Origin of the sequence: Gordonia sp. ABKF26, from assembly GCF_041103195.1 — a bacterium.
GTDB lineage: Bacteria > Actinomycetota > Actinomycetes > Mycobacteriales > Mycobacteriaceae > Gordonia > Gordonia terrae.
In genome coordinates this window covers 2,210,273-2,235,240 of record NZ_JBGCVZ010000003.1, presented here as the reverse complement: position 1 = coordinate 2,235,240, position 24,968 = coordinate 2,210,273, and the positions used below count along the sequence as shown (strand labels likewise).

Annotated in this window: 25 protein-coding genes; 9 read left to right on the top strand and 16 right to left on the bottom strand. The window is 68.0% G+C overall.

The features are described 5' to 3' along the window. Positions 1-26 precede the first annotated feature (26 nt). From AB4Z55_RS10395 to AB4Z55_RS10380, 4 genes are all read left to right on the top strand, one after another. The gene (locus tag AB4Z55_RS10395) at positions 27-1,583 is read left to right on the top strand and encodes an AlkA N-terminal domain-containing protein (RefSeq protein WP_369519676.1); all 1,557 of its coding nucleotides are present in this window, start codon (positions 27-29) and stop codon (positions 1,581-1,583) included. Between the two features lie 197 nt (positions 1,584-1,780). Continuing rightward, a complete protein-coding gene (locus AB4Z55_RS10390) occupies positions 1,781-2,302 on the top strand; it encodes a methylated-DNA--[protein]-cysteine S-methyltransferase (protein ID WP_369520998.1) in 522 nt (173 codons plus the stop codon). 57 nt (positions 2,303-2,359) lie between these two features. Further along, positions 2,360-3,610 (top strand): DNA recombination protein RmuC, encoded by a 1,251-nt coding sequence (locus tag AB4Z55_RS10385; RefSeq protein ID WP_369519675.1) that lies wholly within the window; start codon positions 2,360-2,362, stop codon positions 3,608-3,610. Positions 3,611-3,614: 4 nt separating this feature from the next. Then, positions 3,615-4,529, top strand: coding sequence for a DUF6542 domain-containing protein (locus AB4Z55_RS10380; RefSeq protein WP_369519674.1), 915 nt, complete (start codon positions 3,615-3,617; stop codon positions 4,527-4,529). 4 nt (positions 4,530-4,533) lie between these two features. Here AB4Z55_RS10380 and AB4Z55_RS10375 read toward each other — a convergent pair whose 3' ends face one another. The 6 genes from AB4Z55_RS10375 to AB4Z55_RS10350 form a co-directional block, all read right to left on the bottom strand. Further along, positions 4,534-5,103, bottom strand: a complete 570-nt coding sequence (locus AB4Z55_RS10375) for a nucleosidase (protein WP_033205737.1) — start codon at positions 5,101-5,103, stop codon at positions 4,534-4,536. Positions 5,104-5,138: 35 nt separating this feature from the next. Continuing rightward, positions 5,139-5,936, bottom strand: a complete 798-nt coding sequence (locus AB4Z55_RS10370; protein WP_369519673.1) for a fructosamine kinase family protein — start codon at positions 5,934-5,936, stop codon at positions 5,139-5,141. Next, positions 5,933-6,856 carry an SDR family oxidoreductase gene (locus AB4Z55_RS10365; protein WP_004022565.1) on the bottom strand — a complete coding sequence of 308 codons (924 nt, stop codon included), beginning with the start codon at positions 6,854-6,856 and terminating at the stop codon, positions 5,933-5,935. The genes AB4Z55_RS10370 and AB4Z55_RS10365 overlap by 4 nt, the downstream gene beginning before the upstream one ends. An 88-nt stretch (positions 6,857-6,944) precedes the next feature. Beyond that, positions 6,945-7,967 carry an N-acetylmuramoyl-L-alanine amidase gene (locus tag AB4Z55_RS10360; protein ID WP_369519672.1) on the bottom strand — a complete coding sequence of 341 codons (1,023 nt, stop codon included), beginning with the start codon at positions 7,965-7,967 and terminating at the stop codon, positions 6,945-6,947. Between the two features lie 212 nt (positions 7,968-8,179). Then, positions 8,180-9,238, bottom strand: a complete 1,059-nt coding sequence (locus tag AB4Z55_RS10355; RefSeq protein ID WP_369519671.1) for a GTP-binding protein — start codon at positions 9,236-9,238, stop codon at positions 8,180-8,182. Next, a complete protein-coding gene (locus AB4Z55_RS10350) occupies positions 9,235-10,095 on the bottom strand; it encodes a rhodanese-related sulfurtransferase (RefSeq protein WP_369519670.1) in 861 nt (286 codons plus the stop codon). The genes AB4Z55_RS10355 and AB4Z55_RS10350 overlap by 4 nt, the downstream gene beginning before the upstream one ends. A 280-nt stretch (positions 10,096-10,375) precedes the next feature. On the opposite strand from AB4Z55_RS10350, the gene AB4Z55_RS10345 reads away from it, so the two are divergent. From AB4Z55_RS10345 to AB4Z55_RS10335, 3 genes are all read left to right on the top strand, one after another. Beyond that, positions 10,376-10,993, top strand: a complete 618-nt coding sequence (locus AB4Z55_RS10345; RefSeq protein ID WP_231895983.1) for a hypothetical protein — start codon at positions 10,376-10,378, stop codon at positions 10,991-10,993. Positions 10,994-11,183: 190 nt separating this feature from the next. Next, positions 11,184-11,528 (top strand): Lsr2 family protein, encoded by a 345-nt coding sequence (locus AB4Z55_RS10340; RefSeq protein WP_004022570.1) that lies wholly within the window; start codon positions 11,184-11,186, stop codon positions 11,526-11,528. 90 nt (positions 11,529-11,618) lie between these two features. After that, positions 11,619-12,665 (top strand): PHP domain-containing protein, encoded by a 1,047-nt coding sequence (locus AB4Z55_RS10335; protein WP_004022571.1) that lies wholly within the window; start codon positions 11,619-11,621, stop codon positions 12,663-12,665. Here AB4Z55_RS10335 and AB4Z55_RS10330 read toward each other — a convergent pair. From AB4Z55_RS10330 to AB4Z55_RS10300, 7 genes are all read right to left on the bottom strand, one after another. Then, positions 12,619-13,911: a cation:proton antiporter gene (locus AB4Z55_RS10330; protein WP_354562262.1), complete on the bottom strand. Its 1,293-nt coding sequence runs from the start codon at positions 13,909-13,911 to the stop codon at positions 12,619-12,621. The two genes, AB4Z55_RS10335 and AB4Z55_RS10330, sit on opposite strands and share 47 nt — an antisense overlap. A gap of 36 nt (positions 13,912-13,947) precedes the next feature. Beyond that, positions 13,948-15,042 carry an LLM class flavin-dependent oxidoreductase gene (locus AB4Z55_RS10325; RefSeq protein ID WP_004022573.1) on the bottom strand — a complete coding sequence of 365 codons (1,095 nt, stop codon included), beginning with the start codon at positions 15,040-15,042 and terminating at the stop codon, positions 13,948-13,950. A 32-nt stretch (positions 15,043-15,074) separates the two neighbouring features. Further along, positions 15,075-16,148, bottom strand: coding sequence for an ABC transporter substrate-binding protein (locus tag AB4Z55_RS10320; RefSeq protein ID WP_369519669.1), 1,074 nt, complete (start codon positions 16,146-16,148; stop codon positions 15,075-15,077). 32 nt (positions 16,149-16,180) lie between these two features. Beyond that, positions 16,181-16,969 carry an ABC transporter ATP-binding protein gene (locus AB4Z55_RS10315; RefSeq protein ID WP_004022575.1) on the bottom strand — a complete coding sequence of 263 codons (789 nt, stop codon included), beginning with the start codon at positions 16,967-16,969 and terminating at the stop codon, positions 16,181-16,183. Between the two features lie 40 nt (positions 16,970-17,009). Then, the gene (locus tag AB4Z55_RS10310; RefSeq protein WP_064571109.1) at positions 17,010-17,861 is read right to left on the bottom strand and encodes an ABC transporter permease; all 852 of its coding nucleotides are present in this window, start codon (positions 17,859-17,861) and stop codon (positions 17,010-17,012) included. 115 nt (positions 17,862-17,976) lie between these two features. After that, on the bottom strand, positions 17,977-18,576 hold the full coding sequence (locus AB4Z55_RS10305; RefSeq protein ID WP_369519668.1) for a DUF1707 domain-containing protein: 600 nt from the start codon (positions 18,574-18,576) through the stop codon (positions 17,977-17,979). A 67-nt stretch (positions 18,577-18,643) separates the two neighbouring features. Continuing rightward, on the bottom strand, positions 18,644-19,879 hold the full coding sequence (locus AB4Z55_RS10300; protein ID WP_369519667.1) for a serine hydrolase: 1,236 nt from the start codon (positions 19,877-19,879) through the stop codon (positions 18,644-18,646). 98 nt (positions 19,880-19,977) lie between these two features. Here AB4Z55_RS10300 and ygiD point away from each other — a divergent pair, with 98 nt between their 5' ends. Then, entirely contained in the window at positions 19,978-20,871 is an 894-nt protein-coding gene (ygiD, locus tag AB4Z55_RS10295; protein ID WP_369519666.1) for a 4,5-DOPA dioxygenase extradiol, read from the top strand. A 3-nt stretch (positions 20,872-20,874) separates the two neighbouring features. Here ygiD and AB4Z55_RS10290 read toward each other — a convergent pair whose 3' ends face one another. Further along, positions 20,875-21,360: an SRPBCC domain-containing protein gene (locus tag AB4Z55_RS10290; RefSeq protein ID WP_004022580.1), complete on the bottom strand. Its 486-nt coding sequence runs from the start codon at positions 21,358-21,360 to the stop codon at positions 20,875-20,877. A 3-nt stretch (positions 21,361-21,363) separates the two neighbouring features. Further along, positions 21,364-21,735 (bottom strand): helix-turn-helix transcriptional regulator, encoded by a 372-nt coding sequence (locus AB4Z55_RS10285; RefSeq protein WP_101821105.1) that lies wholly within the window; start codon positions 21,733-21,735, stop codon positions 21,364-21,366. A 169-nt stretch (positions 21,736-21,904) separates the two neighbouring features. On the opposite strand from AB4Z55_RS10285, the gene AB4Z55_RS10280 reads away from it, so the two are divergent. Further along, positions 21,905-23,275 (top strand): LLM class flavin-dependent oxidoreductase, encoded by a 1,371-nt coding sequence (locus tag AB4Z55_RS10280; protein WP_369519665.1) that lies wholly within the window; start codon positions 21,905-21,907, stop codon positions 23,273-23,275. A gap of 13 nt (positions 23,276-23,288) precedes the next feature. Here the strand turns inward: AB4Z55_RS10280 and abc-f are convergent, their stop codons facing one another. Next, a complete protein-coding gene (gene abc-f, locus AB4Z55_RS10275; protein WP_248643158.1) occupies positions 23,289-24,950 on the bottom strand; it encodes a ribosomal protection-like ABC-F family protein in 1,662 nt (553 codons plus the stop codon). Positions 24,951-24,968 lie beyond the last annotated feature (18 nt).

Below are 24,968 nucleotides of genomic sequence, written 5' to 3'. Positions count from 1 at the left end.
CCGCTGTCGGATGACACAGTGGACCGGTGAGCACAAGCACCACAGCCGAACCCGACCCTTCGGGTACTGCGCCGGACTTCGACCGGTGCTACCGCGCGGTGCAGGCCCGCGACGCCCGCTTCGACGGACAGTTCTTCGTCACGGTCCGCACCACCGGCATCTACTGTCGACCGTCGTGCCCGGCCCAGACGCCCCGGCCCGCCAATGTCGCATTCGTACTGACCGCCGCGGCGGCCCAGCAGCAGGGCTTCCGTGCCTGCCGGCGGTGCGCGCCCGATGCCGTACCCGGATCCCCGCTGTGGAACATCAACGCCGACCTCTCGGCTCGCGCGATGCGGCTCATCGCCGACGGAGTGATCGAACGCGGAGGAGTCGACGGACTCGCCACGCGTCTGCGGTATTCGCCCCGACACCTCACCAGAGTGCTGACCCAGCACCTGGGTGCCGGGCCGCTCGCGCTCGCCAGGGCACATCGCGCCACCAACGCACGGGTGCTCATCCAGTGCACGACGATGCCGATGACCGACATCGCCTTCGCCGCCGGGTTCGCCAGCGTTCGCCAGTTCAACGACACCGTCCGCGCGGTCTTCGGGCTCACCCCCACCGAACTCCGCCGGCTCCCTCGCCGGAAGAACGCGCCGAACGGCACCGACTCCGCTCCGGGGAGCGTCACCCTGCGACTGCCGTTCCGCGCGCCGTACCGCTGGCCGTGGATGCGGTGGTTCCTCGACGCGCACGCCGCCGCGGGCGTCGAGTCCGTCGTCGACGACCCGGACAGCCACCATGGCTGGCGCTACCGTCGGATCCTCACGCTGCCGCACGGCATCGCCTCGGCAGAAGTGGAGCCACGGGACGATCACGCCGTGGTGGCGCTCCGCGGACTCGACATGCGCGATCTGGGTGTCGCGGTCAACCGGATTCGTCGCCTGCTCGACCTCGACGCCGACATCACCGCCGCGCAGGACGCGCTGGCCGCAGACGACACGATGCGACCACTGCTCCAACGCGCTCCCGGGCTCCGGGCGCCCGGCAGTCTCGACCCGGCCGAGACGGTCATCCGCACCATGCTCGGTCAGCAGGTCAGCCTCGCGGCCGCCCGCAACCAGATCGACCGGCTCGTCGATGTACTCGGTGAACCCGTCGGCGACTGGTTCGGCCCTGCGCCCGGCGACGCTTCGACGGCAGCTGGCGAGCCGCCGTCGAAATCCTTCCCGACGCCGAGCGTGATCGCTGCCCGCGGACACGAGGTCCTGCGCGGACCGAGGCGGCGGGTCGACGCCGTGATCGGTGTCGCCGGGGCACTCGCCGACAAGCGAGTGGAACCGCATGTGGGGGTCGATGCGTCTGATCTTCGTGCCCAGCTTCTCGAACTGCCCGGCATCGGCCCCTGGACCGCCGACATCGTCACGATGCGAGTCACCGGCGATCCCGACGTCCTGCTCACGAACGATCTCGTCGTCGTCCGAGCAGCCGCCGACCTCGGGATCGATCTGCGCAAGACCGATCACTGGGCACCCTGGCGCTCGTACGCGACCATGCATCTGTGGCGGCACCGACTCGACGCCGCCGGGCAGATCGTGTGACGAGCACACATCCGACGACCGACTCCCCCTCGCCGTCCCTGTACCGATCTCCGCCCCACCGAACCCTCAGGAGCGACATGTCCACACCGACCACCACCTCCGACACCCCCCGCGGCACCGCCGGCCCCGAAATCATCGACACCGAATCCGTCGACACCGAGTCCACTGTTGCCGAAACACCGTTACCCACCACCACAATCGCCGGCCATGCCACCGTCGCCACGCCGAACGGTCCGTTCACCGTCGTCGCCGACCGCGACCACAACGTCCTGGCCTCGGGCTGGACCGACGACCCCGCCTACCTGACGGCGCTCGTCCACCGGGCTCTACGACCGGAATCGATCCAGCCGTCGGCCGCGCTGGGCGCGATCACCGACGCGGTGTCGGCCTACTACGCCGGAGATCTCACCGCGCCGGCCGGCATTACCGTCGTGCAACGATCCGGCGGCGTCTTCCTGGGCCCGGCCTGGGACGCCTTGCGCACGGTCGAGGCCGGGCATCCCGTCACCTACACCCGCTTCGCCGAACTGGCCGGCCAACCGGCGGCGGTGCGGGCCGCGGCGGCGGCTTGCGCGCGCAATGCGGCCGCGCTCTTCGTGCCGTGCCACCGGGTGAAGCGCAGCGACGGCTCCCTCGGCGGTTTCCGATATGGCCTGCCGATCAAGCAATGGCTGCTCGATTTCGAGGCCGGCACCCAGGACGCCGCTCCCGGGCGGTGACGCCCGCGGCCGTCAGGGCAGCCGAACTTGTCGGGGGTGTCCGACACCATCGGCGTCATGACTGCTGCTGCGCTCGCCCTCGTCGTCGGACTCGCCCTGGGGATCGCGCTGGGCTGGTGGGCGCACGCCGCCCGCAGCGCCGCCACCGTGGCGGCCGCCCGCGCCGAGGTCGAGATGCTGCGCGCCGGCCGCGAGGATGTCGCGTCCTCGCTGTCGTGGGCCACCGAGGACGCGGCCCGGCGGCAGTCGTCGGCGATCAGCAGTTCGGTCGCCCACATCGTCGAGCCGCTGCGCGCCAACCTGGCGCAGCTCGCCGACGAACTGCGCCGGGTCGAGAACAACCGGATCGGCGCCTACGCGGGCCTGACCGAGCAGGTCCGCGGAATCCACTCGGCATCGATCGCGCTGAACGACCAGACCCGGCAGCTCGCCAACGCGTTGCACAGTCCGCACGCCCGCGGCCGGTGGGGCGAGGTCCAGCTCGAGCGCGTGGTCGAGCTCGCCGGGATGACCAAGCACTGCGACTTCAGCACACAGGTGTCGGTTCCGGACACCTCCGCCTCCAACGGCTCGGGAGGCCGCACCGGCAACACACTGCGGCCGGACCTCGTCGTCCACCTCGCCGGCGGCCGCGACATCATCGTCGACGCCAAGGTGCCCCTCGACGCATACCTGCGAGCGGCCGAGGCCGGCGACTCGTCCGCACGCGACAAGCTCATCGGCGAGCACGCCCGCGCATTGCGCGCGCACATCGCACGCCTGTCGGCGAAGTCCTATTGGTCCGCTTTCGACAACACGCCCGAGATGGTGGTGCTGTTCCTACCCGGTGACGTCGTCCTCGAAGCCGCGGCGCGCACCGATCCGGATCTGCTCGAATTCGGGTTCGCCCGGAACGTGGTCATCGCCACCCCGACCACACTCATCGCCCTGCTGCGGACGGTCGCGCTCGGCTGGCGACACGATGCGATGGCGCGCGATGCCGCGGTCATCCATGACCTCGGCCTGCAACTGCACCAGCGGCTCGCCGGTGTCCTCGGTCATCTCGGCTCGCTCGGGACGTCACTGCAGCGCACGGTCGACGCCTACAACGCGACGATCGGTTCGGTGGACAGCCGACTGGGCGTGACCGCGAGGCGGCTGGCCGAACTCGATGCTCTCGGTGACGTCCCCGAGGCGCCGCGGCCGCCCGTGATCCACGACACCTGCCGGGGCGCAGGATCGAGGGTCACACCTGGGACGACGCCGGAGCCGGCACCGACGCCACGGCCCGGGGGTGGAACGAAATCCATCGACGAACCGGTACCGTGACAATGTGTCTTCCCCGCAACGTCTCCAAACCGCGGTACCTCTGGACCAGCAGTCGGTACTGCCCGCGGTCCGCGGTGTGCCGTGGTGGGGCGCCGTTCTCCTGGGTACCGGGATCACGGCCCTCGGTGCGGCGATCGACGCCGGCAGCAACGATTCGCTCGGGTCGATCTACAAGTTCTGTTACCTCGTCGGCTGCGTGATCGCCGCTCTGGCCGTCCGCCGCCGAGCACTGTTCACCGCCGCCGCGCAGCCGCCGCTCATCGCGTTCTTCGTCAGTATCGTCACCCTCTACGGCATCAATTCCGAGCAGGCGTCGTCAGGTTTGAAGAGCCTGATCTTCAACGTCCTACTCCCCATCGCCGCAGACTTCCCGTGGATGTTGACGACCTTCCTCACGACGCTGGCCCTTGTGCTCGCCCGGTGGTTCCTCACCCGCGACCCGGGCAAGTCCGGGAAGAGCGGGACCCCGAACCGCGCCAAGTCGGGCCGCAACCCGGCGAGCAGGGCCACAGCCGACAGCAGCACCGACCGTCAGCGAGGCCGCGCGACGTCGCATCGCCGGGCCAAGGGCGGTGGAACCTCCGAATCGGCCTCGGATGCCCCGTCGGCGTCGACCCCCTCGGCGAAATCCCCCACTTCGAGGCCTGCACCGAAGACGCAGGCAGCGAAGACGCAGTCACCTGGAAGCCGACCGAGGCCACGGACCAACGTGGCTTCGGACCGGCCGTCGCCGACCTCGCGCTCGGCGGGTGGGTCCCGTTCCACGCCGGGCGGCCAACGGCCGACGGTGGCCGATCTCGGGGCCCCCGACCTCACCCCGTCGGACGCCGCGCCGGCCACCCCGCGCCGCTCCGACATCCCGACCTACGAATCGGCGACCGACATCCCACCGGCCGGAGTCGCCGACACCCGGTCCTGAACCCTCAGCTCACCAAGTTCAGTTCCAGCCACCGACCCAGACGCCGTGCCGCGGCGTCGACGAGTGCGGGCCACTCCATCGCACCCTCGTCGGCATTGTCGGTGACCGCCTTGACCAGTCGGCAGGGCACCCCGAATTCGGCGCTCACATGCGCGACCGCGCAGCCCTCCATGTCGACGAGATGCGCGTGCTCCGCGAGTTCCCGGCGACGAACCGGATCGGCCACGAAGGTGTCGCCGGAGGCGAGCACGGTGCCGTCGCCGTCGGGGAGGTCCCAGCGGTCGGTCATCTCGTAGCCCATCGCCCGCAGCTCGGTGCTGCTGATGTCGTGCTCGAGCACCGTCGACGGCAGGAAGAGGCCCAGTTCGGCGTCGCCGGTGACACCGTCCCGCAGCGCACCGGCCGTGCCGATGTTGACGACCTCCGTGACCGGGGCCCCGCCGGCGAGTTCCCGGCTCAGCGACAGCGTCGCCCGCACCTTGCCGATACCGGTCACGAGCACCCGCGTACCGGGCGGCACATGTCTGGCCTCGGCCCGCGTCGCGGAGACGACGAGGACACCTTGTCGGGGCATTCCGTTGGGAGTCACGCGGACGATTATCGCGCGCGTCAACCACGCGCGAGCGCCGAGGCCGCCCGCGCCGCCCGCCCCAGCGACGACCCGTATCCAGGGCCGTGCCCGGCAGCGTGCACGGCGAGCGGATGCAGTTGATGGACGGCGACGCGGTCCGTCCTACCGGCGACGAGCGGGTGAACGTCCTGGTACCCGTCGACGATCGCATCGAGGTGCGGACAGCCGAAGAGCGCGAGCATCGCGAGGTCGGTCTCCCGATGACCGCCGTGCGCGGCCGGATCGATCATCACGACACCCGCGGGAGTCCACATCACGTTGCCGTTCCAGAGGTCGCCGTGGATCCGCGCCGGCCCCTCGTCGTCGTCGAACACGCCGTCGGCGATCAGTGCGCATGCGTCACGGACCGCGTCCTCGTCGGCGGCGGTGAGGTTGCCGGCCTCGCGGGCGGGCACGAGATACGGTTCCACCCGTTCATGCGCGTAGAACTCGCCCCAGGACCGGTACTCGACCGAACTCAGCGGCCGCCTCCCGATGAACAACTGACCGGAGAACGGCGTACCGTCCGGACCAGCAGGCGGAGAACCGAAATGCGCGGCCCCGGCGTGGTGCATCCGAGCGAGCGCGGCCCCGAAGTCGCGTGCAGCCGCGGGGGTCGGCCGGCCGAACTCGAGACGCTCCAGCTCGATGGCGTGTTCCTCGAGCGAGATCACCTGTACGACAGGAGCACCCGCGTCACGAAGCCAGCGCAGGCCTGCGGCCTCGGCCGCGAAGAAGTCGGGATGGCCGCCCGGCGGGCCGCTGTCGCGCAGCGTCTTGACGAAGGTGGGACTCACCGGGGCGAGTGCTCGTCGGCTGCCCTCGCCTCGAGGCTCCGCGCGCTCACCCGGGCGAGCCGGTCGAAGCGGTCGTTGGCCACCCGCATCGCTATCTCATAGGGCAGCGCGAACTTTCGCGCCCACCAATATCCGAAGCGGATGTCGAACGAGGTGTAGACCAGGAAGCGGTTCTTGCGGACGCCCTTCAGGATCGCGGCTGCCGCGACATCCGGCGACACCGCGACCTTGTGAAAGCCGTTGATGGCGGCCTTGATTCGCGGATTCTCGCGGTCGACACCGACGATCTCGACGGAGTCCACGAGGGGCGTGTCGACGCCACCCGGGCACACCAGCGACACCCCGATACCGTGGCGCCGCAGATCGAATCGCAGCACCTCCGACACCCCGCGCAGACCGAATTTGCTGGCGCTGTAGGCGGCGTGCCACGGCAGCGCCAACAGACCGGCTGCTGACGACACGTTGACGATGTGGCCGCCGCGGCCGCGTCGGATCATCTGCGGCACAAAGCTTTCGATGATGTGAATCGGCCCCATCAGGTTGACGTCGACCAATGTGCGCCAGTGGCGGTGTTCCAGGTTCTCCACCGTCCCCCAGGCCGAGATGCCGGCGATGTTCATCACCACGTCCATCACCCCGACCTCGGCGTCGACCTGCCTGGCGAACCCGGCCACCCAGTCGAAGTCCGAGACATCGCCCGCGACGTGATAGAGAACCGTTCCATCGGCCGCGGTGATGCCCGCGACGACCTCGTCGAGCTGGTCGGCGTGGAGGTCGGTCAGCACCAGTTCGGCACCCCGGGCCGCGGCGGCCTGGGCGGTGGCCCTGCCGATTCCGCTCGCGGCACCGGTGATGAGTACCTTGCGGCCGCGCAGCGACGGCACCGGGGTGTCCATGAACAGCAGCTCTTTGATACCCATGACGCGAGGTTAGCCGTCCGCCGCGGCCCAGCTGCGCCGATCGGCGGATCAGCAGGTCAGGCCCCATCTGTCAGCCGACCACACGCACTCAGCCGATCGGCAGCTTCCCGTCGAACAGTCCGTAGACGATGGTCAGCATCGCCTTGAGCACCTGAGCGGACACGTCTTGACCCTGCGTCATCAGGAGGCGCGCCACGGCTTCGGGGTCTTCGGTGGCGAGGAGTTGCTCGACGAACGGGATGATCGAGGACAGGCCACTCGCGTCGTCGGTGGGTGTCGACGGCGCCGGCCCGGCTCCGGTCGCGGCGTTCCCGTTGACGTAGTTCAGGATGCCGTCGGTGATGGCCATGGCGTACTTGACCTGACCGTCACGCCCGGCGAGGGCCTTCGCCTCCCCCGGATTGGCGAGATTGCCCATCTCGATGAACACCGCAGGCACCTTGGTCAGGTTCACCGCCGCGATGTCGGAACGGGTCTGGATGCCGTCGCGCACGCCGGCATAGTTGGCGGACGGGAACCCGGCCTTGACGAAGGCGTCCCGCATCGTCGTGGAGGCCTTGCGTCCTTCGCCGGACTGCACACGATCGACGGTGGCGTCCGGGACCGGCAGCGAGGGCACGATCATGTGAAAGCCCTTCTTGGACTCGTCGGCTCCACGCGCCGTCGAATCGGCGTGCAGGCTGACCGCGACCGCGGCACCGGACCGACTGGCTGCGGCCGCGCGTTCGTCCACGCAACCGCCCCACCCGGTGTCATCCGGGCGGCTGAGGACCACGCGTGCCCCCTGGCTCTCGAGACCGGCTTTGACGAGCTGGCCGATCTGCCAGTTGACGGCGTGCTCCCTGGCGCCGTTCACCCCGGTGGCGCCGCTGGTCTGACAGTCCTTCTTGCCGCCACGCCCATCGGGAACCTGCGCCTTCAGGTCGTGGCCGGCCGCCGAGGCCTGATGACCCGGGTCGAGGAAGACCGTCTTGCCCGCGAGGGCCGTGCCCCGGGCGGGGGCCGCGTCGGCCGTGGGCGCGAACAGGTTCGACGCCACCACCGTCGAGGTGGCCGCGACCACCGCGAACGCGATCGAGGTCAGGCGTCGTGTTGTCGTCTTTCGGAACATGTTCTGTCGAGGCCGCGACGCACGCTGGGTGCGCTGGTCACTTGCCTCACTCCCTCCCGTTGAGTACCACTGGTCACACTGGTCACAGACTTAACAGTGAAACAAATGAACCCGGGAATCCGAAATGGTCGTCCTGGCACAACGGGATTTCGTTAGGGAGATGTGACTTCCGCGATCGGCGTGTCCGGCGTGGCGCGGTCGGTCGGCGACGTTCAGTCCACCAGGTGCCGTAACACCCCGAGGATGCCGTTCTCGTCTGCAGCGTCCGCCGGGCGGGCGAGGGCGGCGTCGAGTTCGGCACGCACGGCCGCCACGTCGAGTCCACGCCCGATCGTGACCAGCTCGGTGACCGGGCGACGGTCTCCCCACGGCTCGCGCAGCACCCGGACGAATCCGCCCACACCGTGTACGACGAACCGCTGTCGGTGCCGCGGCACATCGAAATGGACGATTCCCTTGATCCGGAAACAACCATCCGGCGGTCGTTCGAGGAATCGGGCGAGGCGACGTGGGTCCATCGGCCGGTCGCTGGAGAACGACACCGACTCGTACGCCGCGTGCAGGTGCTCGTGATGGTCGTGACCACCCTCCTCCAGCAACAGCTCGTCGAGGGTCAACTGGCCGGGGCCGGCCTGTTCGACCTCCCGTCGGGCGAGGTCGAACAGCAGCTCCGGATCGATCGCCGCATTGCGGGTCGCCACCCGCGGGGCGGTCGCATTGAGCTGTGCGACAAGCTCTTCGACGGCGCGTCGGGTGTCATCCGAGATCAGGTCGACCTTGTTGACGAGGACGAGATCGGCGATCGAGACGTGCGCGTCCAGCTCCGGGTGCGTGCGGCGCACCGCTTCGATGTGTGCCGCGTCGACGACGTACACCAGTCCGCCGTAGCGGAGTCGCGCGTCGGCGACCGACGTCACCATCCGGATGAGCGCTTTGGGCTCGGCGATCCCGCTCGCCTCGATGACGATGGCATCGATCCCCACGCTCGGCCGGACCAGCGAGGTCAATGCGTCGGCGAGGCCATCGGCGTCGACGGTGCAGCACATGCACCCGTTGCCGAGACTCACCGTGCCGTCGGCCTGCGCCGAGACCAGCAAGGCGTCGATGTTGACCTTGCCGAAATCGTTGACCAGTACGCCGAGGCGCGTGCCGGTGGCCCCGGCGGACCGCAGCAGATGGTTGAGCAGCGTCGTCTTGCCCGAGCCGAGATATCCGGCCACCACCACGACCGGGACCGGACCGCGACGATCGGAAGTCCTCACGGTGCTCATCCGTGGGCTTCGGGTCCCAGGCAGTCCGGGCAGATGACGGCGAGGTCGCGTCCGTCCCGATCCGGATGGTTCGCGACGTTGCTCGTCGGACGGCCACAGTCGATGCACCGGCCGAGCACCTGAGCACGGTCGGAGAACTGCACGCCCATCCGGTCGTCGAAGACGTACAGCGACCCCTGCCACAGCCCGTCGTCACCGTAGCGCTCGCCATATCGCACGATTCCGCCGTCGAGTTGATAGACCTCGGAGAAGCCACGGTGCCGCATGACCGTGGAGAGGACCTCGCAGCGGACCCCGCCCGTGCAGTAGGTGACGATCGGGCGGTCCTTGAGGTGATCGAAGGCACCGCTCTCGATCAGCGGCACGAAGTCCCGGGTGGTGCGCGCCTTGGTGGTGACCGCGCCGGCAAACCGACCGACCTGCGCCTCGATCTCGTTGCGACCGTCGAAGAAGACCACGTCGTCACCGCGGGCGTCCACGAGCTCGTGCACCTGCTCCGGAGTCAATCGCGTCCCGGTGTCGACCACGCCGTTCTCATCGACCTCGATCTCGTCGGGGACCCCGAAGGTCACGATCTCCGGGCGGACGCGCACGCTCAGCTTCGGGAAGTCCCGACCGGTGCCGTCGGACCACTTGATGTCCGCTCCGGCGAACCCGGGGTACGCGCGGGTCGTCCTGACGTAGCGTTTGACCGCGGCGATGTCGCCACCGACGGTGCTGTTGATCCCGTGGCGTGACACGATGATCCTGCCCCGGACCCCGAGCGACTCGCACACCGCCAGCTGCCACAACCGGATGGCCTCGGGATCGGGCAGCGGGACGAAGACGTAGAACAGAACGATCTTGGGGGTCGGCACAGTGCAAGGGTACGGAAATCGGCGACCCCGCCCCGAATCCACATCGGGGTCTCGCGATCACCGATTCCTGCGCGTGATCTGCGCAACCGCGGCAATCGGGACGCTGTCCGTTTCGGCCGCCCTCGCCGGGTGCTCATTGCCGTCCGAGTCGGGCCCCTCTCGAATCGTCATTCCGCCCACCGACGAGTTGTCGACGGTGACCGAGACAGAGTCCTCGTCGACGACGTCGACAACCGGAGAGGACTCGGCGCAGAATCTGCCCGAGTGGACAATCGGGCGAGTGATCGCCATGGCCCCACGCGTCGACAATTCGCGTTTCCATCAGGGCTCGGTGACCGAGGATTCACCACTGCAGGATTCGTCCGGCTTCCATTTCTCCACACCGGACCGCGCGGTGAATTGCTCCACCGGCACCAACGGCACGTCGACGCTCGCCTGCCGGATCGACGACGAGCAGGGCGACGACTCCCCCGCACGACCTCCCTCGTCCGTCCCCGCGGCCTGCGACTGGGAGCGGGATCTCGCCATCCTCGGACCGGACGGCCCGCAGCGCGGAGCATGTGCCAATCGATATCCCGTTCTCTATCGGAGTTCGATTGTCGACTTCGGCCGGACCATTTCTATATCCCGCTTTTCTTGCCTCGTTGAGACCGCGGGGATGTTTTGTCTCGAATCCAGATCTAAATCGGGATTCGCAATCACACCGAACGGTTACCAAACGATCTATGCAGCAGATCGGGCACCTGAATCGCTGGTGAGCGTATCCCCCGAGGAATCGGACGAATCGTCCCGCCGGACCGCTGGGGCGGACTCCACGACCGTGACCACACCGACATCGAACCGGACCGCCACTCCGCGTAACCCGGGTCCGACCACCAGCACCGAGCCGACCCGTTAACAATCGGCCGTGTCTCGACTTCCCTAATGCTATTCAATGATTTATGGTCTAGGCGGGGGTTCTCAGCAAGTGCTCATGGTTTGAGTCTAAGCTGTGCACAGTTGGAATAGATCAAAACGGGGGGACGCAGGTTTCAGGCCTCGCGCGTCCGTCTTGGTCGGATGACACAATTCGAGGGGACAAGCGTTTCATGGCGAAAAAGGAAATCGTTCAGGTCATCGACGATCTCGACGGCAAGGTACTGGATCAGTACGAAACCGTCCGGTGGTCGCTCGACGGAAAGAACTATGAGTTCGACACATCGTCGAAGCATGCGCAGCAATTCCGCGATTCGCTGTCGAAGTACCTCGACATCTCCCGTCAGACCGGTCGTGTGACCAAGCGCGCGACGACGGCCTCGGCGGCGACCGGGGGCGGCCGCAACAAGGAGACCACCAAAGCGATCCGCGAATGGGCCATCAAAGAAGGTTACGAACTCAGCGATCGCGGTCGTATCCCGCAGAGCATCATCGAGGCCTTCGAAGCCGCACACTGACCGGTCAGACCTGACCGTCACCGAACACGAGACCCACTGCCCGGCCGCACTTCGCGAGCCGGGCAGTCGGCGTCGGGAGGACTGTTCACGATGAGGTCCTTCACCCCGCTGTCGGCCCCGGTCGACCCGGTTGGTGCACTCGAACGCATCTCGTGGCTGCTCGAGCGTCGTCGCGAGAGCACCTACCGCGTCGAGGCCTTCCGCCGCGCCGGACAGGCAGCGGCCGGACTCGATCCGTCTGAGATGCAGGCGCGAGCCGCCGCCGGCACCCTGACCGCGATCAAGGGCATCGGCAAGACCACTGCGGCCGTCATCAGCGAGGCCGCCGCCGGCGAGCTGCCTGGGTACCTCGCGCGGCTGCAGAGCGAGGACCCGCCCACCGCCCCCGACGACGCCGCCGGTCTCGTCGAGGCCGTGGTCGGTGACCTGCACGCCCATACCGACTGGAGCGACGGCGGGGCGCCGATCGACGAGATGGCCGCCGCCGCAGAGGCCTCGGGTCACGACTGGCTCGCCATCACCGACCATTCGCCCCGCCTCACGATCGCGAACGGGCTGAGCGCAGAACGCCTCGCCTCCCAGATCGAGGCGATCGATGCCTGGAATTCCGCTCACGCCACCAGTTTTCGCCTCTTCCGTGGGATCGAGATCGACATCCTCGACGACGGCGCGCTCGACCAGACCGACGAGATGATCTCGCGGCTCGACGTCGTGACCGCATCGGTGCATTCCAACCTGCGGATGGCGCACGCCGCGATGACCTCCCGGTTGGTCGCCGCGGTCTCCGATCCACGCGTGCACGTCCTCGGTCACTGCACGGGACGCCGGGTGCTGAGCGGTCGAGGCCATCGACCGCCCTCGACCTTCGATGCCGAGGCCGTGTTCGCCGCGTGTGCCGCCAACGACACCGTCGTCGAGATCAATTCCCGTCCCGAACGGGTCGACCCGCCCGACGAGTTGATCGAGATCGCGCGGGACGCCGGCTGCCTGTTCGCGATCGACTCGGACGCACACGCGCCCGGACAGCTCGACTTCAAGATCCTGGGCGCACGCCGCGCCGCGGCGCACGGTATCGACCCGGATCGGATCGTCACGACGTGGTCGTCGGAGCGGTTGTCGGAGTGGCTCGCCCGATGAGCCGGGCGATCAGCGGGAACAGCAGCACTGTCGTCGCTCCGGCAGCCACGAGAATCGACGCGAGTTCATCGGACATCAGCTCCGACGCCACGGCGACCTGGGTCACCGCGACGATGATCGGCAGGCCGGTCGCCGCGAAGAACGCCAACTGGGTCCGCTCGCGGGGCCTACGGAGGAAGTAGCCGTCGTCGAGCCGCCCGGCGCCGGCCCACACGGGTCCGCCCCGCGCGATCGCGATGGCGAGGATGAGCACCACCCACAGGCCCGGTTCCGACGCCACCGCCGAGACATCGATGTTCATCCCCGAGGTGACGAAGAAGATCGGGATCAGAATCCCGAAGCCGATGACCTCCAGCGACGTGCCCACCTGCGGGTGTTCGGGACCGATGAGGCGACGCAGGATGAGTCCCGCGGCGAAGGCACCCAACACGACGTCGAGGTCGAAGACGGAGGCCACCGTCATCAGCGAGACCAGCAACAGCACGACCACTCGGACGGGCAACTGCACTGTGCCCCCGGCGGCCTCGCGAATGGCGGCGCCGATGCCCGGCACGCGCGCCAGAATCCGCTGTGGCGCAGCCGATATCAGTAGCGCCGCGATCGCGAACAGCAGGAGTACGACCACCGCCGCGCCGATGCTGCGGCTCGTCAGCAACAGCGACATGGCCACCACCGGCCCCAACTCCCCGACAGCCCCGTGCGCCATCACCGCCCGCCCCAACCGGGTCCGTTCGAGTCCGGCTTGTTTGAGGATCGGCAGCAGCGTTCCCAGAGCGGTGGACGACAGGGCGATGGCCACCGCGACGTGGGCGGTGAAGCCGGTCTCGCCGAGGCCCAGCGCCAGGGTCACCGCGACCAGCGTCACGGCGGCCAGCGCAATCAAGAGACTGACCAGCCAGGAGATCTGCGCGATCCGGCCGGTCCGGCCGCCCAGCAGCTTCGGGTCGAGCTCGTATCCGGCGAGCAGGAAGAGCATGCCAAGCCCCAGCTGGCTCAACACGTCGATGCCGTCCTGCGAGGCCACGTCGAGCGCATGCGGGCCGATGAGGATGCCGAACCCGAGCAGCAGCACGGCGTCGGGCACATATCCGCGCGACATCCGGGACAGGAGCGGCGAGATCACCGCCACGAGCGCGATCCAGAACAGCGACACGGTCACCGAGGTCGCGGAGTCCCCGGACTCCGCGAGAACGAGCACAGGACCACTCGAGGCCGTGTCGACGAGCAGGGTCTCCGCCGGTGTCATGGATGACATGGTGGCACGACGGGCGCCGGGGCGACGTCAGCTCAGGGCACCGACGCGATCCCGGATCACCGGCAGCACACCTTCGGCGAACCAGTGCGCCTCTTCGATGTGCGGATAGCCCGACAGGATGAAGTGTGCGAACCCTTCGGATTCGTACTCGCCGATGAGCGCCGCGACCTCGTCATAGCTGCCCACGAGTGCAGTGCCGGCTCCTCCGCGGATGAGGCCGACACCCGCCCACAGACCGGGATGGATCTCGAGGGCGTCGCGCCGTCCGCCGTGCAGTTCGGCCATTCGTCGCTGACCGGTCGAGTCCGAGCCCGAGTGCAGGGCGAAGGCCGTCGCGATCTCCTCGTCGGAGATCCCCTGCAGCAGGGTGTCGGCAACGCGCCACGCCTCCGCGGAGGTCTCGCGTGCGATGACGTGAAGTCGCACACCGTATTCCAGCGACCGGCCGACGGCCGACGCGCGGCGCGCCACTTCCGCGATCTTCTCCCCCGCCACCGCAGGCGGTTCGCCCCACGTGAGATAGACCTCGGCCCGTGACGCGGCGACCGTCAGCGCCGGGTCCGACGAGCCGCCGAAGAAGATCTGCGGCTTGACCACCGGCGGATCGGGCAGGAACGCCCCGGCGATCTGATAGAACTCACCGTCGAAATCGACTGTCTCGCCGGACCAGAGCCGCTCGACGATCTGCAGGAACTCGTCGGTGCGCGCATAGCGGCGATCGTGGTCGACCCAGTCACCGAATCGTCGTTGCTCCACCTCGTCGCCGCCGGTCACGATGTTGACCGCAACCCGTCCGCCCGAGAACCGTTGGAGCGTCGCGGTCTGCTGCGCCGCGAGGGTCGGCGAGATCAGCCCGGGCCGGAACGCCACGAGGAACTTCAGTTGCTCGGTGTGCGTGATCGCGGCGGCGGTGGTGAGCCACGCGTCCTCGCACCAGGTTCCGGTCGGGGTCAGGACACTCTCGTAGCCGAGCCGGTCGGCGGTGCGTGCGACGTCGATCAGGTAAGGCAGCTCCGGCGCCCGGTAACCCGGGGGATGCCGTTTGGTCGCTGATGCGTGCGAGGCGCCGACGATTCCGCGGCTGTCGCCTGCGGTCGGCAGAAACCAGTGGAAATGACTCACGAAGATCCCTTCCTGCGGATGGATGGGCGGGTCTAGGACTGAGGCGTGCCGAACAGCGGTGCCAGCGATTCGTCGTAGCGGTTGTCGACGAATGACGCGAAATCGACCTGTCCCTGCAGCTGACCGGAGTCGGCGAAGGCGTCGGCGAGTTTCTGCTGCGACGCCACGACGCTGTCGTCGAGTGCGATGGCGGGCCGCAGGCTGCGGCCCTGCGCGACCTTGCCTGCCCGCGGATCGATCCCGACCTCGGCGGAGTACTGCTCGGCCCAGGCATCCGGGTTCGCCTTCGCCCAGTTCGCGGCGCGCGCGATGCCGGTCGCGAGTTCTCGGATCGCGGTGTTGCGACGCGGGTCGGCGAGCGCCTCGTCACCGGCGATACCGAAGCCGAAGCCGTTGGAGACGCCCTCGGCGGTGACGAGCGTCTTCGGAGTGTTCTCGAGCTGCACGATCGCGGTGTACGGATCCCAGATCGCCCACGCGTCGACGTTGCCGGAAGTGAACGCCGACAACGCATCCGCAGGCTGCAGGAACACCGGTTCGACGTCCTTGCCGGGCCCGAGGGTCAGGTTGACCTTGTTCAGTTGCAGCAGCAGATGTCCATGTGCCGAGCTGCCCTTGGCCACGGCGACCTTCTTGCCCTTGAGGTCGGCGACCGAGGCCAGGGGTGAGTCGCCCGGGATCAGGATCGCGTCGCCGCTGGCGTTGTTCGCGTACCCGGTGACGATCTTGACCTTCGCGTTCGCCGCTGCGCCGAAGATGGGCGGCGTGTTCCCGGTGACGGCGAAGTCGATCTTGCCCGCCGTCGCGGCCTCGATCTGCGGTGGGCCGGAGGTGAACGTGGAGAATTCGACGGTGAACGGGAGCTTCTCGAGCTCGCCCGAGGCACGCAGCAGGGCTTCGGTGCCGCCCTTCTGGTCTCCGACACGAAGAGTGAGGTCCTGCAGCGAGGCGACGTCGACCGTCTCGTTCGCGATCGATTCGGCGTTGTCCTCGCGTTGGACGCATCCTGCGAGGCCCATGGTCAGGGCGGCGGTGGCCACCACGGCGGCGAGCACACGGCGCCGTCGGGGACGGGCGGCGCGCACGGGGGCAAGGTCGTTGGTCATCGAGGGTGCCTTCGGGTTCAGGGGTGGACTGGTCAGCGCGTCGTGTCGGCAACGCCGAGAGCGGTCAGCAATTCGGCTCGCAGGCGCGGGATCTCGGAGTCGGGATCGTCGGGTTCACCGGTATGCCGCGGGCGCGGCACGGCGAGGTCTTCGACGATCGTGCCGCCGGCGAGGACGACGACGCGGTCGGCGAGCCGCAGCGCCTCGTCGACGTCGTGGGTGACGAGCAGCGCGCCGAAACCGTTGTCGCGCCAGAGACGAATGAGCAACTCGTGCATCGTGCGTCGGGTGAGTGCATCGAGGGCACCGAACGGCTCGTCGAGCAGCAGGAGCTGCGGACGTGCGACGAGGGCACGGGCGAGTGAGACCCGTTGCGCCTGGCCGCCCGAGAGCTGCGCGGGCCAGGCACCTGTCTTGTCGCTGAGACCCACCTCGTCGAGAGTGTGGCGCGCCCGCTCCCTGGCCTGCGACTTGCCGACCTTCTCGCGCACGAGGCCGAAGGCGACGTTCTGCAATACGGTGCGCCAGGGAAAGAGTCGCGGTTCCTGGAACGACACCGCCGGGTGGCCTGCGGTGCGCACGGTGCCCGCCTCGGTGGTCGACAGGCCGGCGAGAAGTCGCAGCAGCGTCGACTTCCCGCTGCCGCTGCGTCCGATGAGCGCGACGATCTCGTGCGCGCCGACTCGCAGCGTGACGTCGCGCAGCACGGGATTGTCCCCGTAGCTCAGGCTGGCGTGTTCGACTTCGGCGGCGTAGGCGACCGGGCCGGCGGGCTTCTCGGCGAGCGGAACCTCGAGATCTCGGGTGGCGATGGCGGTCATGATCGGGCCTCCTTGACTCGGGATGTTCGGGATGGGACCGTCACCGGTTCTGATACCGCGTCGTGTAGCGCTCCAACGCCCGCACGATGGCGTCGGTGATCAATCCCAGTGCGGCGTAGACGATCAGGCCGAAGAAGATGATGTCGGTGCGTAAGAAGTCACGAGCGTTGTTGATCAGGTACCCCAGTCCGGAGGTCGCCGCGATCTGCTCGGCGACGATCAGGCTCAACCAGGCGATGGCCAGGGCCTGTCGGAGGCCGACGAGGATCTGCGGCATCGCGCCGGGGATGATGAGGTCCCGGACGGTGGTCAGCCGCGAGAAGCCCAGGACCCGTGCGGTTTCCACCAACCGTCCGTCGATCTGGCGAATCGCGGCCGACGTGTTGAGATAGAGCGGGAACAGTGCGCCCAGTGACACCAGCAGGACTTTCGGCATCTCGCCGATGCCGAACCACAGGATGAACAACGGGATCAGACCGAACAGCGGAAGTGCGCGGATCGCTTGCATGTTCGGGTCGATGGCCGAGTCGGCGAACTTGCTCAGTCCGACCAGCAAGCCGAGCCCGATCCCGACCGCGACGCCGATCGTCAGTCCGATCGCGACCCGCTGCGCCGACGCCGCGATGGCGTCGAGGAGCTGCCCATTGCCGAGGACTTCCCAGCCGGCTTCTGCGATCAGCGACGGTGCGGGCAGCTTGTCCTGCGGGATGATCCCCAGTGCGCTGCCCACCTGCCAGAGCACGAGGACCGCGACGGGCGACAGGGCGCGCAGGATCGTGTGCAGCCGGGAGGATCTGGCTGCCTTGACCGACGCCGATGAGTCATCCGGCGAACCCGGCTTCGCTGCTCTCGGGACGCCGGGCGCGCTGATACTGAGTGTTCGGTCGGCCACGTGCGGCAACGTTACGAATCGGGAAACACTCGCGACACCGTTGAGGTCAGCGTGAGCACAAGTAGGTCGCGGGCCCCGGCATTCGCGTACTGCGAGCGTTCGGCCCCGTGTGACTTCAGCTCCGCTTGATCGTGATCCCGGTCATCCCCGACGCCGAACCGGTCAGTTCGATCACCGGTCCGCCCGGACGCGTCGGCGCACCGGCCTTGTCCTTCACCTTCGACCATCCGGACAGTTGTAGGTCGCCGTATCGGATCTCGTGATCGGGACCGATCCGCAGCTTCACCGTGGTGACGGACACCTGAAACTGCAACGTCGTCGACGGCCCGGGGAACGACGCGTGGGTGAAATCCAGATCGACGGTGCCCATGCTGCCAGTGACGAGGGTCGACGGCGGGACGTGCCAGGTCCCCTTGCGTCGAACCGTGTCCCATTCGGCCGCCAGGTGCACGGGTGCGGCCGGCGGCACGGCGACGGCCGGAGTCGCCGCAGCGGCTGGACTCGGGTCGTTGAACAGGCGACCGGCGTTCGGCAGGTTCGCCAAGACGGCTCGCAGGTCGGCGCGGGTCTTCGCCGCATACACCAGGCCGGATCGGTCCTCGAACTCCGCGATCTCCAGGTAACCGGCGGAGAAGGCGTCGTTCAGCAGGGTGACGGCACGTTCGCGTTCCGGGTTTCCGACCCGAAGATCGTCGTCGGGGAGGCGGTCGACCATGCTTGCCACCCTATTGCACCGCGCCGCGGCGTTGTTCGCGGCACGAGCGCCGGTGGTCGCGGCCCGATCAGTTCCGCGGGATCGGCGGCGCGGCGTCGGGTGCCATCAACGCGCCGATCTGCGCGAAGATCGGGTTGCCGCCGTTGTCGTAGGAGCCGTCGGGACCGAACGCCTCGGGGTCATAGGTCACCGACACCGCGATGGCGATCTTCTCCGACGGCAGATATCCCGCGACCGCGGAGTACCCGTTGAACAGCGGGTTCTGCACGACCCAGTCGCCGGTGCGGACGACACCCATGCCGTAGGTGTATCGGTCGCTCATCGTCATGCAGGTCGAGCAGCCGGCCAGTGGGCGCGCCACCCCGCGCAAGCTCGTGGAGACCATCGTGTCGTATGACTCCGACGACAACGTCTCACCCGCGAACAGTTTCCGTGCCGTCGCCTCGACGTCGTAGATGTTCGACGTCTGGATGGCGCCGTGGGTGATGCTCCACGAGGGGTTCCAGCCGGTGGTCTCCTCGTAGAAGGGTGTCGTCGGTGGAAGGTTCAGAATCCCGCGTCGCTCCGACGAATAGGCGTGCAGGGCGGGTTCGGGGATCACCGCTGTCAGATCCGAGACGGTATTGTCGAGGTCGAGCGGTTCGGAGATCCGCTGCCGGAGCAGATCGGCGACCGACTCGCCGGTGATCTTCTCGAGAGCCAGCCCGAGGATCACGTAGTTGGTGTGTGCGTAGTTCCAGTTGGTTCCCGGTTGGTAGAGCAACGGCTTGTCCACGGCGTAGGACAGCATCTCCTCGGTCGTCCACGCCTTGAACGGGTTCGTCAGCTCCTCGGTCTCGAATGCGTCGTTGCCGAGCACGTAGTCCTGGTATCCGGACGTCATTGTCGCCAGTTGCCGCAGGGTCACCCGGTCGCTGTTGGGGATCTGGGGAACCCATTTCGCGATGATGTCGTCGAGACCGACGGTCTTCTCGTCGGCGAGTTGCAAGAGCACGGCCGCGACGTAGGCGATGGCGACGGAACCGTTGCGGAAATGCATGTCCGTGGTCGCGGGGACACCGGTCTGCGATTCGCCGAACGCCTTGGTGATCACGTCCTGCCCGTCGTCGGTGACCCGCACGATCACCGACTTCAGGTGTTTGGTCTCCATCAGACCTTGGACGATCCGCTCGATCTGCGCCGCCTGCTGTGGGTTCGACGACGCGGCCGAGGAGGTCGCGGGTTCGGAGCCGCCGTCGGTACCGCATGCGGCGAGCGCGACCGCAAGGATCACGACAACCAGCGTCGACCAGCGCTTTCGCATCCTGGGATTGTTCCACGAGCGCAGAACTCCTGTCGGCGACTTCGGCGATCCCGGAGTAGCGTCGATCCCGTCCGCGCGGCGGACGGAGGAGGGCGTCGATGACAGCAGGACACGCGACCGGCCCGGCGTCGGTTTCGATGCCGAGGCCGATGCCGACCGCGTTCATCGGGCATGGCAACCCGATGAACGCACTCGAGCGCAACCGGTACACCGAGGCCTGGGCCGCCCTGGGCGCATCGGTGCCCAGACCCCGCGCGATCCTCGTGATCTCGGCGCACTGGTACACCAATGCCACCGCGGTCACCGCGATGCCGCGGCCGCGCACCATCCACGACTTCTACGGCTTCCCGCAGGACCTCTTCGACGTCGAGTACCCCGCCCCGGGAGATCCGGATGTCGCCGACATGGTTGCCGATGTCGTCAAACCCACATGGTGCGGTCACGACGTCGACAGTTGGGGCATCGACCACGGGACCTGGTCGGTCCTCGTCCACACGTTCCCGGATGCGTCGATACCCGTACTGCAGTTGTCGCTCAACGCCTTCAAGGACTTCGAGCACCACTACGACCTGGGCCGCAGGCTCGCGCCGCTTCGAGAACAGGGTGTGCTGATCATCGGCAGCGGCAACATCGTGCACAACCTGCGGGCAGTCGACTTCGCCAAGTCCGACAGCGGATTCGACTGGGCCAACCGATTCGACGATGCCGCCCGAGAGGTGTTGCAGGACAATCCGTCCGACATCCTCAGCCTGGACGGACATCCCGACTTCGACAAGTCCGTGCCGACTCCCGACCACTACCTGCCGTTGCTCTACATCGCCGGACTGGCCGGCGACTCGCCCCTGGACCTGTTGGTGAACGGCCATGCCGCCGGGTCGATCTCGATGGCCGCCTACACGCACGGGCTCGACGTCGAGCCCTCGGGGTCCGGCGCCAACGCTCCGGCCGCCGAACTACCCGAGGGGTTTCCGACACTCAACTCGAACCTGTGAGCCTCAGGCCGCGAGGAACTCGTCGATCTGGTTGATCGCCGAGGATGCACCTTCGACGACGCCCATGTCGAGCACCTTCTGCAATGCCTCGGCCGAGTCATAGGTGCTGATGTAGGTGGCGACCGTCGTGCCGTCTTTCTCGGTGAACGCGTAGGAGTTCCGAGACTCCGGCATGTCGGTGATCGGGTTGAGGTCCCCATCGGCGAAGCCGTCGAGGAAGGTGAAGCCGGTGGGCTCGTCGACGGACTCGACCTTCCAGTAGCCACCGAACTTCTCCCCCTCGGGACTCGTCATGTAGTAGGTGACCCGACCGCCGGGGCGGAGGTCGTGGTCGACGACGGTGGCCGGGTAGGTCGGCGGGCCCCAGATCTTCTCGAGCTGGCGCGGGTCGGCGTAGATCTGCCACACGCGGTCGATCGGCGCCGCGAATTCGGCATTGATGGTGATGGTGCGGGCGTCGAGGTCCGGCGTCACGTCGATGACAGGCATTGTTCATTCCTCCGATGAGGTTGTGGGTGAGGGTGATTCAAGTGAGAGCAGATCGTCGATGCGGGCGATACGACCGCGCCACACCTGTTCGAGCTCGGCGAGCATCGATGCCACCGAACGCACTGCCGCGACGTCGCCACTGGCCAGCTGCTCACGCCCGGAACGACGCTTGGTGAGCAGGCCGGCCTTCTCCAGGACGGCGACGTGCTTCTGCACTGCCGCGAAGCTCATGTCGTATTTCGCAGCCAGCACCGAGACCGAGTGTTCACCGGCGAGCACACGTCGCAGGATGTCGCGACGGGTGCGATCCGACAGCGCGTGGAACAGGGCGTCCGCCCGGTCCTCGTCGGTCGGTTCGCCCGCGTTCTCGGTCACCTCTCAAACATACAACCAATTGGTTGTATGTCAAGAGCCTGTTGCGATCACCCCGGGCGCAACCCTCGCCCTCGGCGTTCGGCGCGCCTTGACTTGTCCCGATCACCTCCTCGCCCGTGGCGGCACCTCCCCGACTCGCTCCGGCGACCCAGACCGAAGGACATCATCCGTGACCCGTCAGCTCCATCTCGGTGGATTCTTGATCGCCTCCCCCGTCACCCACTCACACGCCGCGTGGCGTCATCCCGGTTCGGTGACGGACTATTTCGGGCCGGACCACTATCACCGGGTCGGGCGGATCCTCGAGCGCGGCAAGTTCGATTTCGCCTTCTTCGCCGACCTGCTCGCCGCCCCGGTCCGATTCGGCGGCGATCAGTCCGAACCGTTCCGACGCGGCACGCAGGCCGCCGCGACGATCGACCCGAGCCTGGTGGCGGCGAGCATCGCCGCGGTCACCACCCGGCTCGGAATAGCGGTGACCAAGTCCACCACCTACTTCCACCCCTACGAACTCGCACGCGTCTTCGGGTCCCTCGACCACCTCACCCGGGGACGCATCGCGTGGAACATCGTGACGTCACTGTCGCAGGCCGAGGCGCAGAACTTCGGCTTCGACGACCACGTCGGACACGATGAGCGGTATCTGCGCGCCGAGGAGTTCGTCCGCACGGCGATCAAACTGTGGTCGAGCTGGGACGCCGATGCCGTGACCGCCGACAAGGAGTCCGGCGTCTGGGCGGACCCGGCGAAGATCCACACCGTCGACCACGACGGCGCGCATTACCGCACCCGAGGCCCGCTCAACCAGCCCCGGTCACCGCAGCACCGACCGGTCCTCATCCAGGCGGGGTCGTCGAACACCGGCAGGGATTTCGCCGCGCGGTGGGCGGAGGCGATCTTCGAGATCGACCCGACCCCGGAGGGGCGCCGCGCCTACTACGACGACGTGAAGTCGCGCGCCGTGAACTTCGGCCGTAACCCCGACCACGTCAAGATCTTTCCGTTCTTCATCCCGTTCATCGGCGAGACCGAGTCGATCGCCCGGGAGAAGCAGGCCTTCCACAACGAACTCGCCGACCCGATCTCGGGCCTGATCACGCTCTCGGTCCACACCGACCACGACTTCTCCGCCTACGATCTCGACGCCCCCGTCGAAGACGTTCAGGTGAGCGGCACACAGGGGCTGTTCGATGTCGCTCGACGCCTCTCCGAGCGGGACAGTCTCACCCTCCGCGACATCGGCAAGCTCTACGCGCAGGGAGTCCTGTTGCCGCAGTTCGTCGGCACGGCCGCCGACGTCGCGGACCAGATCGAGGAGTCGTTCTCCGGTGGCGAGGCCGACGGGTTCATCGTGTCGAGTGCCCAGACCCCCGGCACCTTCAACGACTTCGTGGACTACGTGGTGCCGGAGTTGCAGCGCCGCGGCCTGTTCCGGACAGAGTACGAGGGCACGACCCTGCGCGAGCACCTCGGACTCGGGACCGCGGAGGAGGATCTGCCCGCGGACGTGCGCGGGGTCGACACCCGGCTCGCGGGATGAGGCGGGGAGGACCTCAGCGCTCGCTGACCCGGCCGCCGTCGACGTCCCAGTGCCGGTCGACATGGACGTTCTCCAACATGCGCCGATCGTGGGTCACGAGAAGCACTGCGCCGTCGTAGGAATCGAGCGCGGACTCGAGTTGTTCGATGGCCGGCAGGTCGAGGTGGTTGGTCGGCTCGTCGAGGACGAGGACATTGGTGCCGCGCGCCTGGAGCAGTGCCAGTCCGGCCCGGGTGCGCTCGCCCGGTGACAGCTCGCCGACCGGCCGGTCGACGTGATCGGCCCGCAGACCGAACTTGGCGAGCAGGGTGCGCACGTCGGCGGTGGAGTATTCGGGCACGAGGGCCTCGAATCGTTCGGCGAGCGGCCGGGTGCCGGTGAACTGGCCACGCGCCTGGTCGATCTCACCGATCGCGACGTTGGCTCCGAGTTGCGCCGTTCCCTCATCGGGTTCGACCCGCCCGAGAAGCAGTCGCAGCAGCGTCGTCTTGCCGGCACCGTTGTGGCCGGTGATGCCGATTCGTTCGCCGGCATTCACCTGCAACGACACCGGCCCCAGCACGAAATCACCCTGCCGCACAACCGCTTCGTTGAGTGTGGCGACCACCGAACTGGAGCGTGGGGCAGAGCCGATGGTGAACTCGAGCACCCATTCCTTGCGCGGCTCGGCGACCTCGTCCAGCCGCGCGATCCGACTCTCCATCTGCCGGACCTTCTGCGCCTGCTTCTCGCTGGATTCCGTTGCGGCGCGGCGTCGGATCTTGTCGTTGTCCGGCGCCTTGCGCATGGCGTTGCGGACGCCCTGACTCGACCATTCGCGTTGCGTCCGCGCCCGGGCGACGAGATCGGCCTTCTTGGCCGCGAACTCCTCGTATTCCTCGCGGCGGTGGCGCCGGGCGACGGCACGTTCCTCGAGGTAGCTCTCGTAACCACCGCCGTACACGGTGTTGGTGTGCTGCGCGAGGTCGAGTTCGAGCACGCGGGTGACGCTGCGCGCGAGGAACTCTCGATCGTGACTGACGAGGACGACGCCGCCACGCATCCCGGCCACGACCTCCTCCAGCCGCGCGAGACCGTCGAGGTCGAGGTCGTTGGTCGGTTCGTCGAGGAGCACGATGTCGAACCGAGAACACAGCAGCGCGGCGAGCCCGACCCGCGCGGCCTGGCCACCGGACAGATCCGTCATCAGCGTGGCGTCCGGGTCGATGACGCCGTCGCCGAGACCGAGATCCGCGAGAACGGCGGGCAGTCGCTCGTCGAGATCGGCCGCCCCGGTGGCCAGCCAGTGGTCCAGCGCGGCCGCGTAGACCTCGGCCGGGTCTGCCGACGTCGCCGTGCCAGGATCGGCCAGCGCGTCGGCCGCGGCGTCCATCGCCGCAGTGGCCGCCGCGCACCCGGTACGGCGTGCCACATAAGCGCGCACGACTTCCCCGGGAAGTCGCTCGTGCTCCTGTGGCAGCCAACCGACGAAGGCGTCGGACGGCGCCCGGGTGATCGTGCCCTCCAGAGGAGCGAGGTCACCGGCGAGGACCCGCAGAAGCGTGGTCTTCCCGGCTCCGTTCGCACCGACCACGCCGATCACGTCCCCGGGGGCCACGGTGAGATCGAGGTGATCGAACAGAACGCGGTGGGCATATCCCCCGGCGACGTCCTTGGCGACGAGCGTGGCGGTCATCGGTCCATGGTCGCACCC

Coding starts and splice junctions, on each gene's coding strand:
- AB4Z55_RS10340 (WP_004022570.1), top strand. CDS start 11,184: ATGGCGAAAAAGGAAATCGTTCAGGTCATCGACGATCTCGACGGCAAG.
- AB4Z55_RS10315 (WP_004022575.1), bottom strand. CDS start 16,969: ATGACCGCCATCGCCACCCGAGATCTCGAGGTTCCGCTCGCCGAGAAG.
- AB4Z55_RS10385 (WP_369519675.1), top strand. CDS start 2,360: ATGACTGCTGCTGCGCTCGCCCTCGTCGTCGGACTCGCCCTGGGGATC.
- AB4Z55_RS10355 (WP_369519671.1), bottom strand. CDS start 9,238: ATGAGCACCGTGAGGACTTCCGATCGTCGCGGTCCGGTCCCGGTCGTG.
- AB4Z55_RS10290 (WP_004022580.1), bottom strand. CDS start 21,360: ATGCCTGTCATCGACGTGACGCCGGACCTCGACGCCCGCACCATCACC.
- abc-f (WP_248643158.1), bottom strand. CDS start 24,950: ATGACCGCCACGCTCGTCGCCAAGGACGTCGCCGGGGGATATGCCCAC.
- AB4Z55_RS10375 (WP_033205737.1), bottom strand. CDS start 5,103: ATGCCCCGACAAGGTGTCCTCGTCGTCTCCGCGACGCGGGCCGAGGCC.
- AB4Z55_RS10300 (WP_369519667.1), bottom strand. CDS start 19,879: ATGCGAAAGCGCTGGTCGACGCTGGTTGTCGTGATCCTTGCGGTCGCG.
- AB4Z55_RS10305 (WP_369519668.1), bottom strand. CDS start 18,576: ATGGTCGACCGCCTCCCCGACGACGATCTTCGGGTCGGAAACCCGGAA.
- ygiD (WP_369519666.1), top strand. CDS start 19,978: ATGACAGCAGGACACGCGACCGGCCCGGCGTCGGTTTCGATGCCGAGG.
- AB4Z55_RS10330 (WP_354562262.1), bottom strand. CDS start 13,911: ATGACACCGGCGGAGACCCTGCTCGTCGACACGGCCTCGAGTGGTCCT.
- AB4Z55_RS10320 (WP_369519669.1), bottom strand. CDS start 16,148: ATGACCAACGACCTTGCCCCCGTGCGCGCCGCCCGTCCCCGACGGCGC.
- AB4Z55_RS10365 (WP_004022565.1), bottom strand. CDS start 6,856: ATGGGTATCAAAGAGCTGCTGTTCATGGACACCCCGGTGCCGTCGCTG.
- AB4Z55_RS10335 (WP_004022571.1), top strand. CDS start 11,619: ATGAGGTCCTTCACCCCGCTGTCGGCCCCGGTCGACCCGGTTGGTGCA.
- AB4Z55_RS10360 (WP_369519672.1), bottom strand. CDS start 7,967: ATGTTCCGAAAGACGACAACACGACGCCTGACCTCGATCGCGTTCGCG.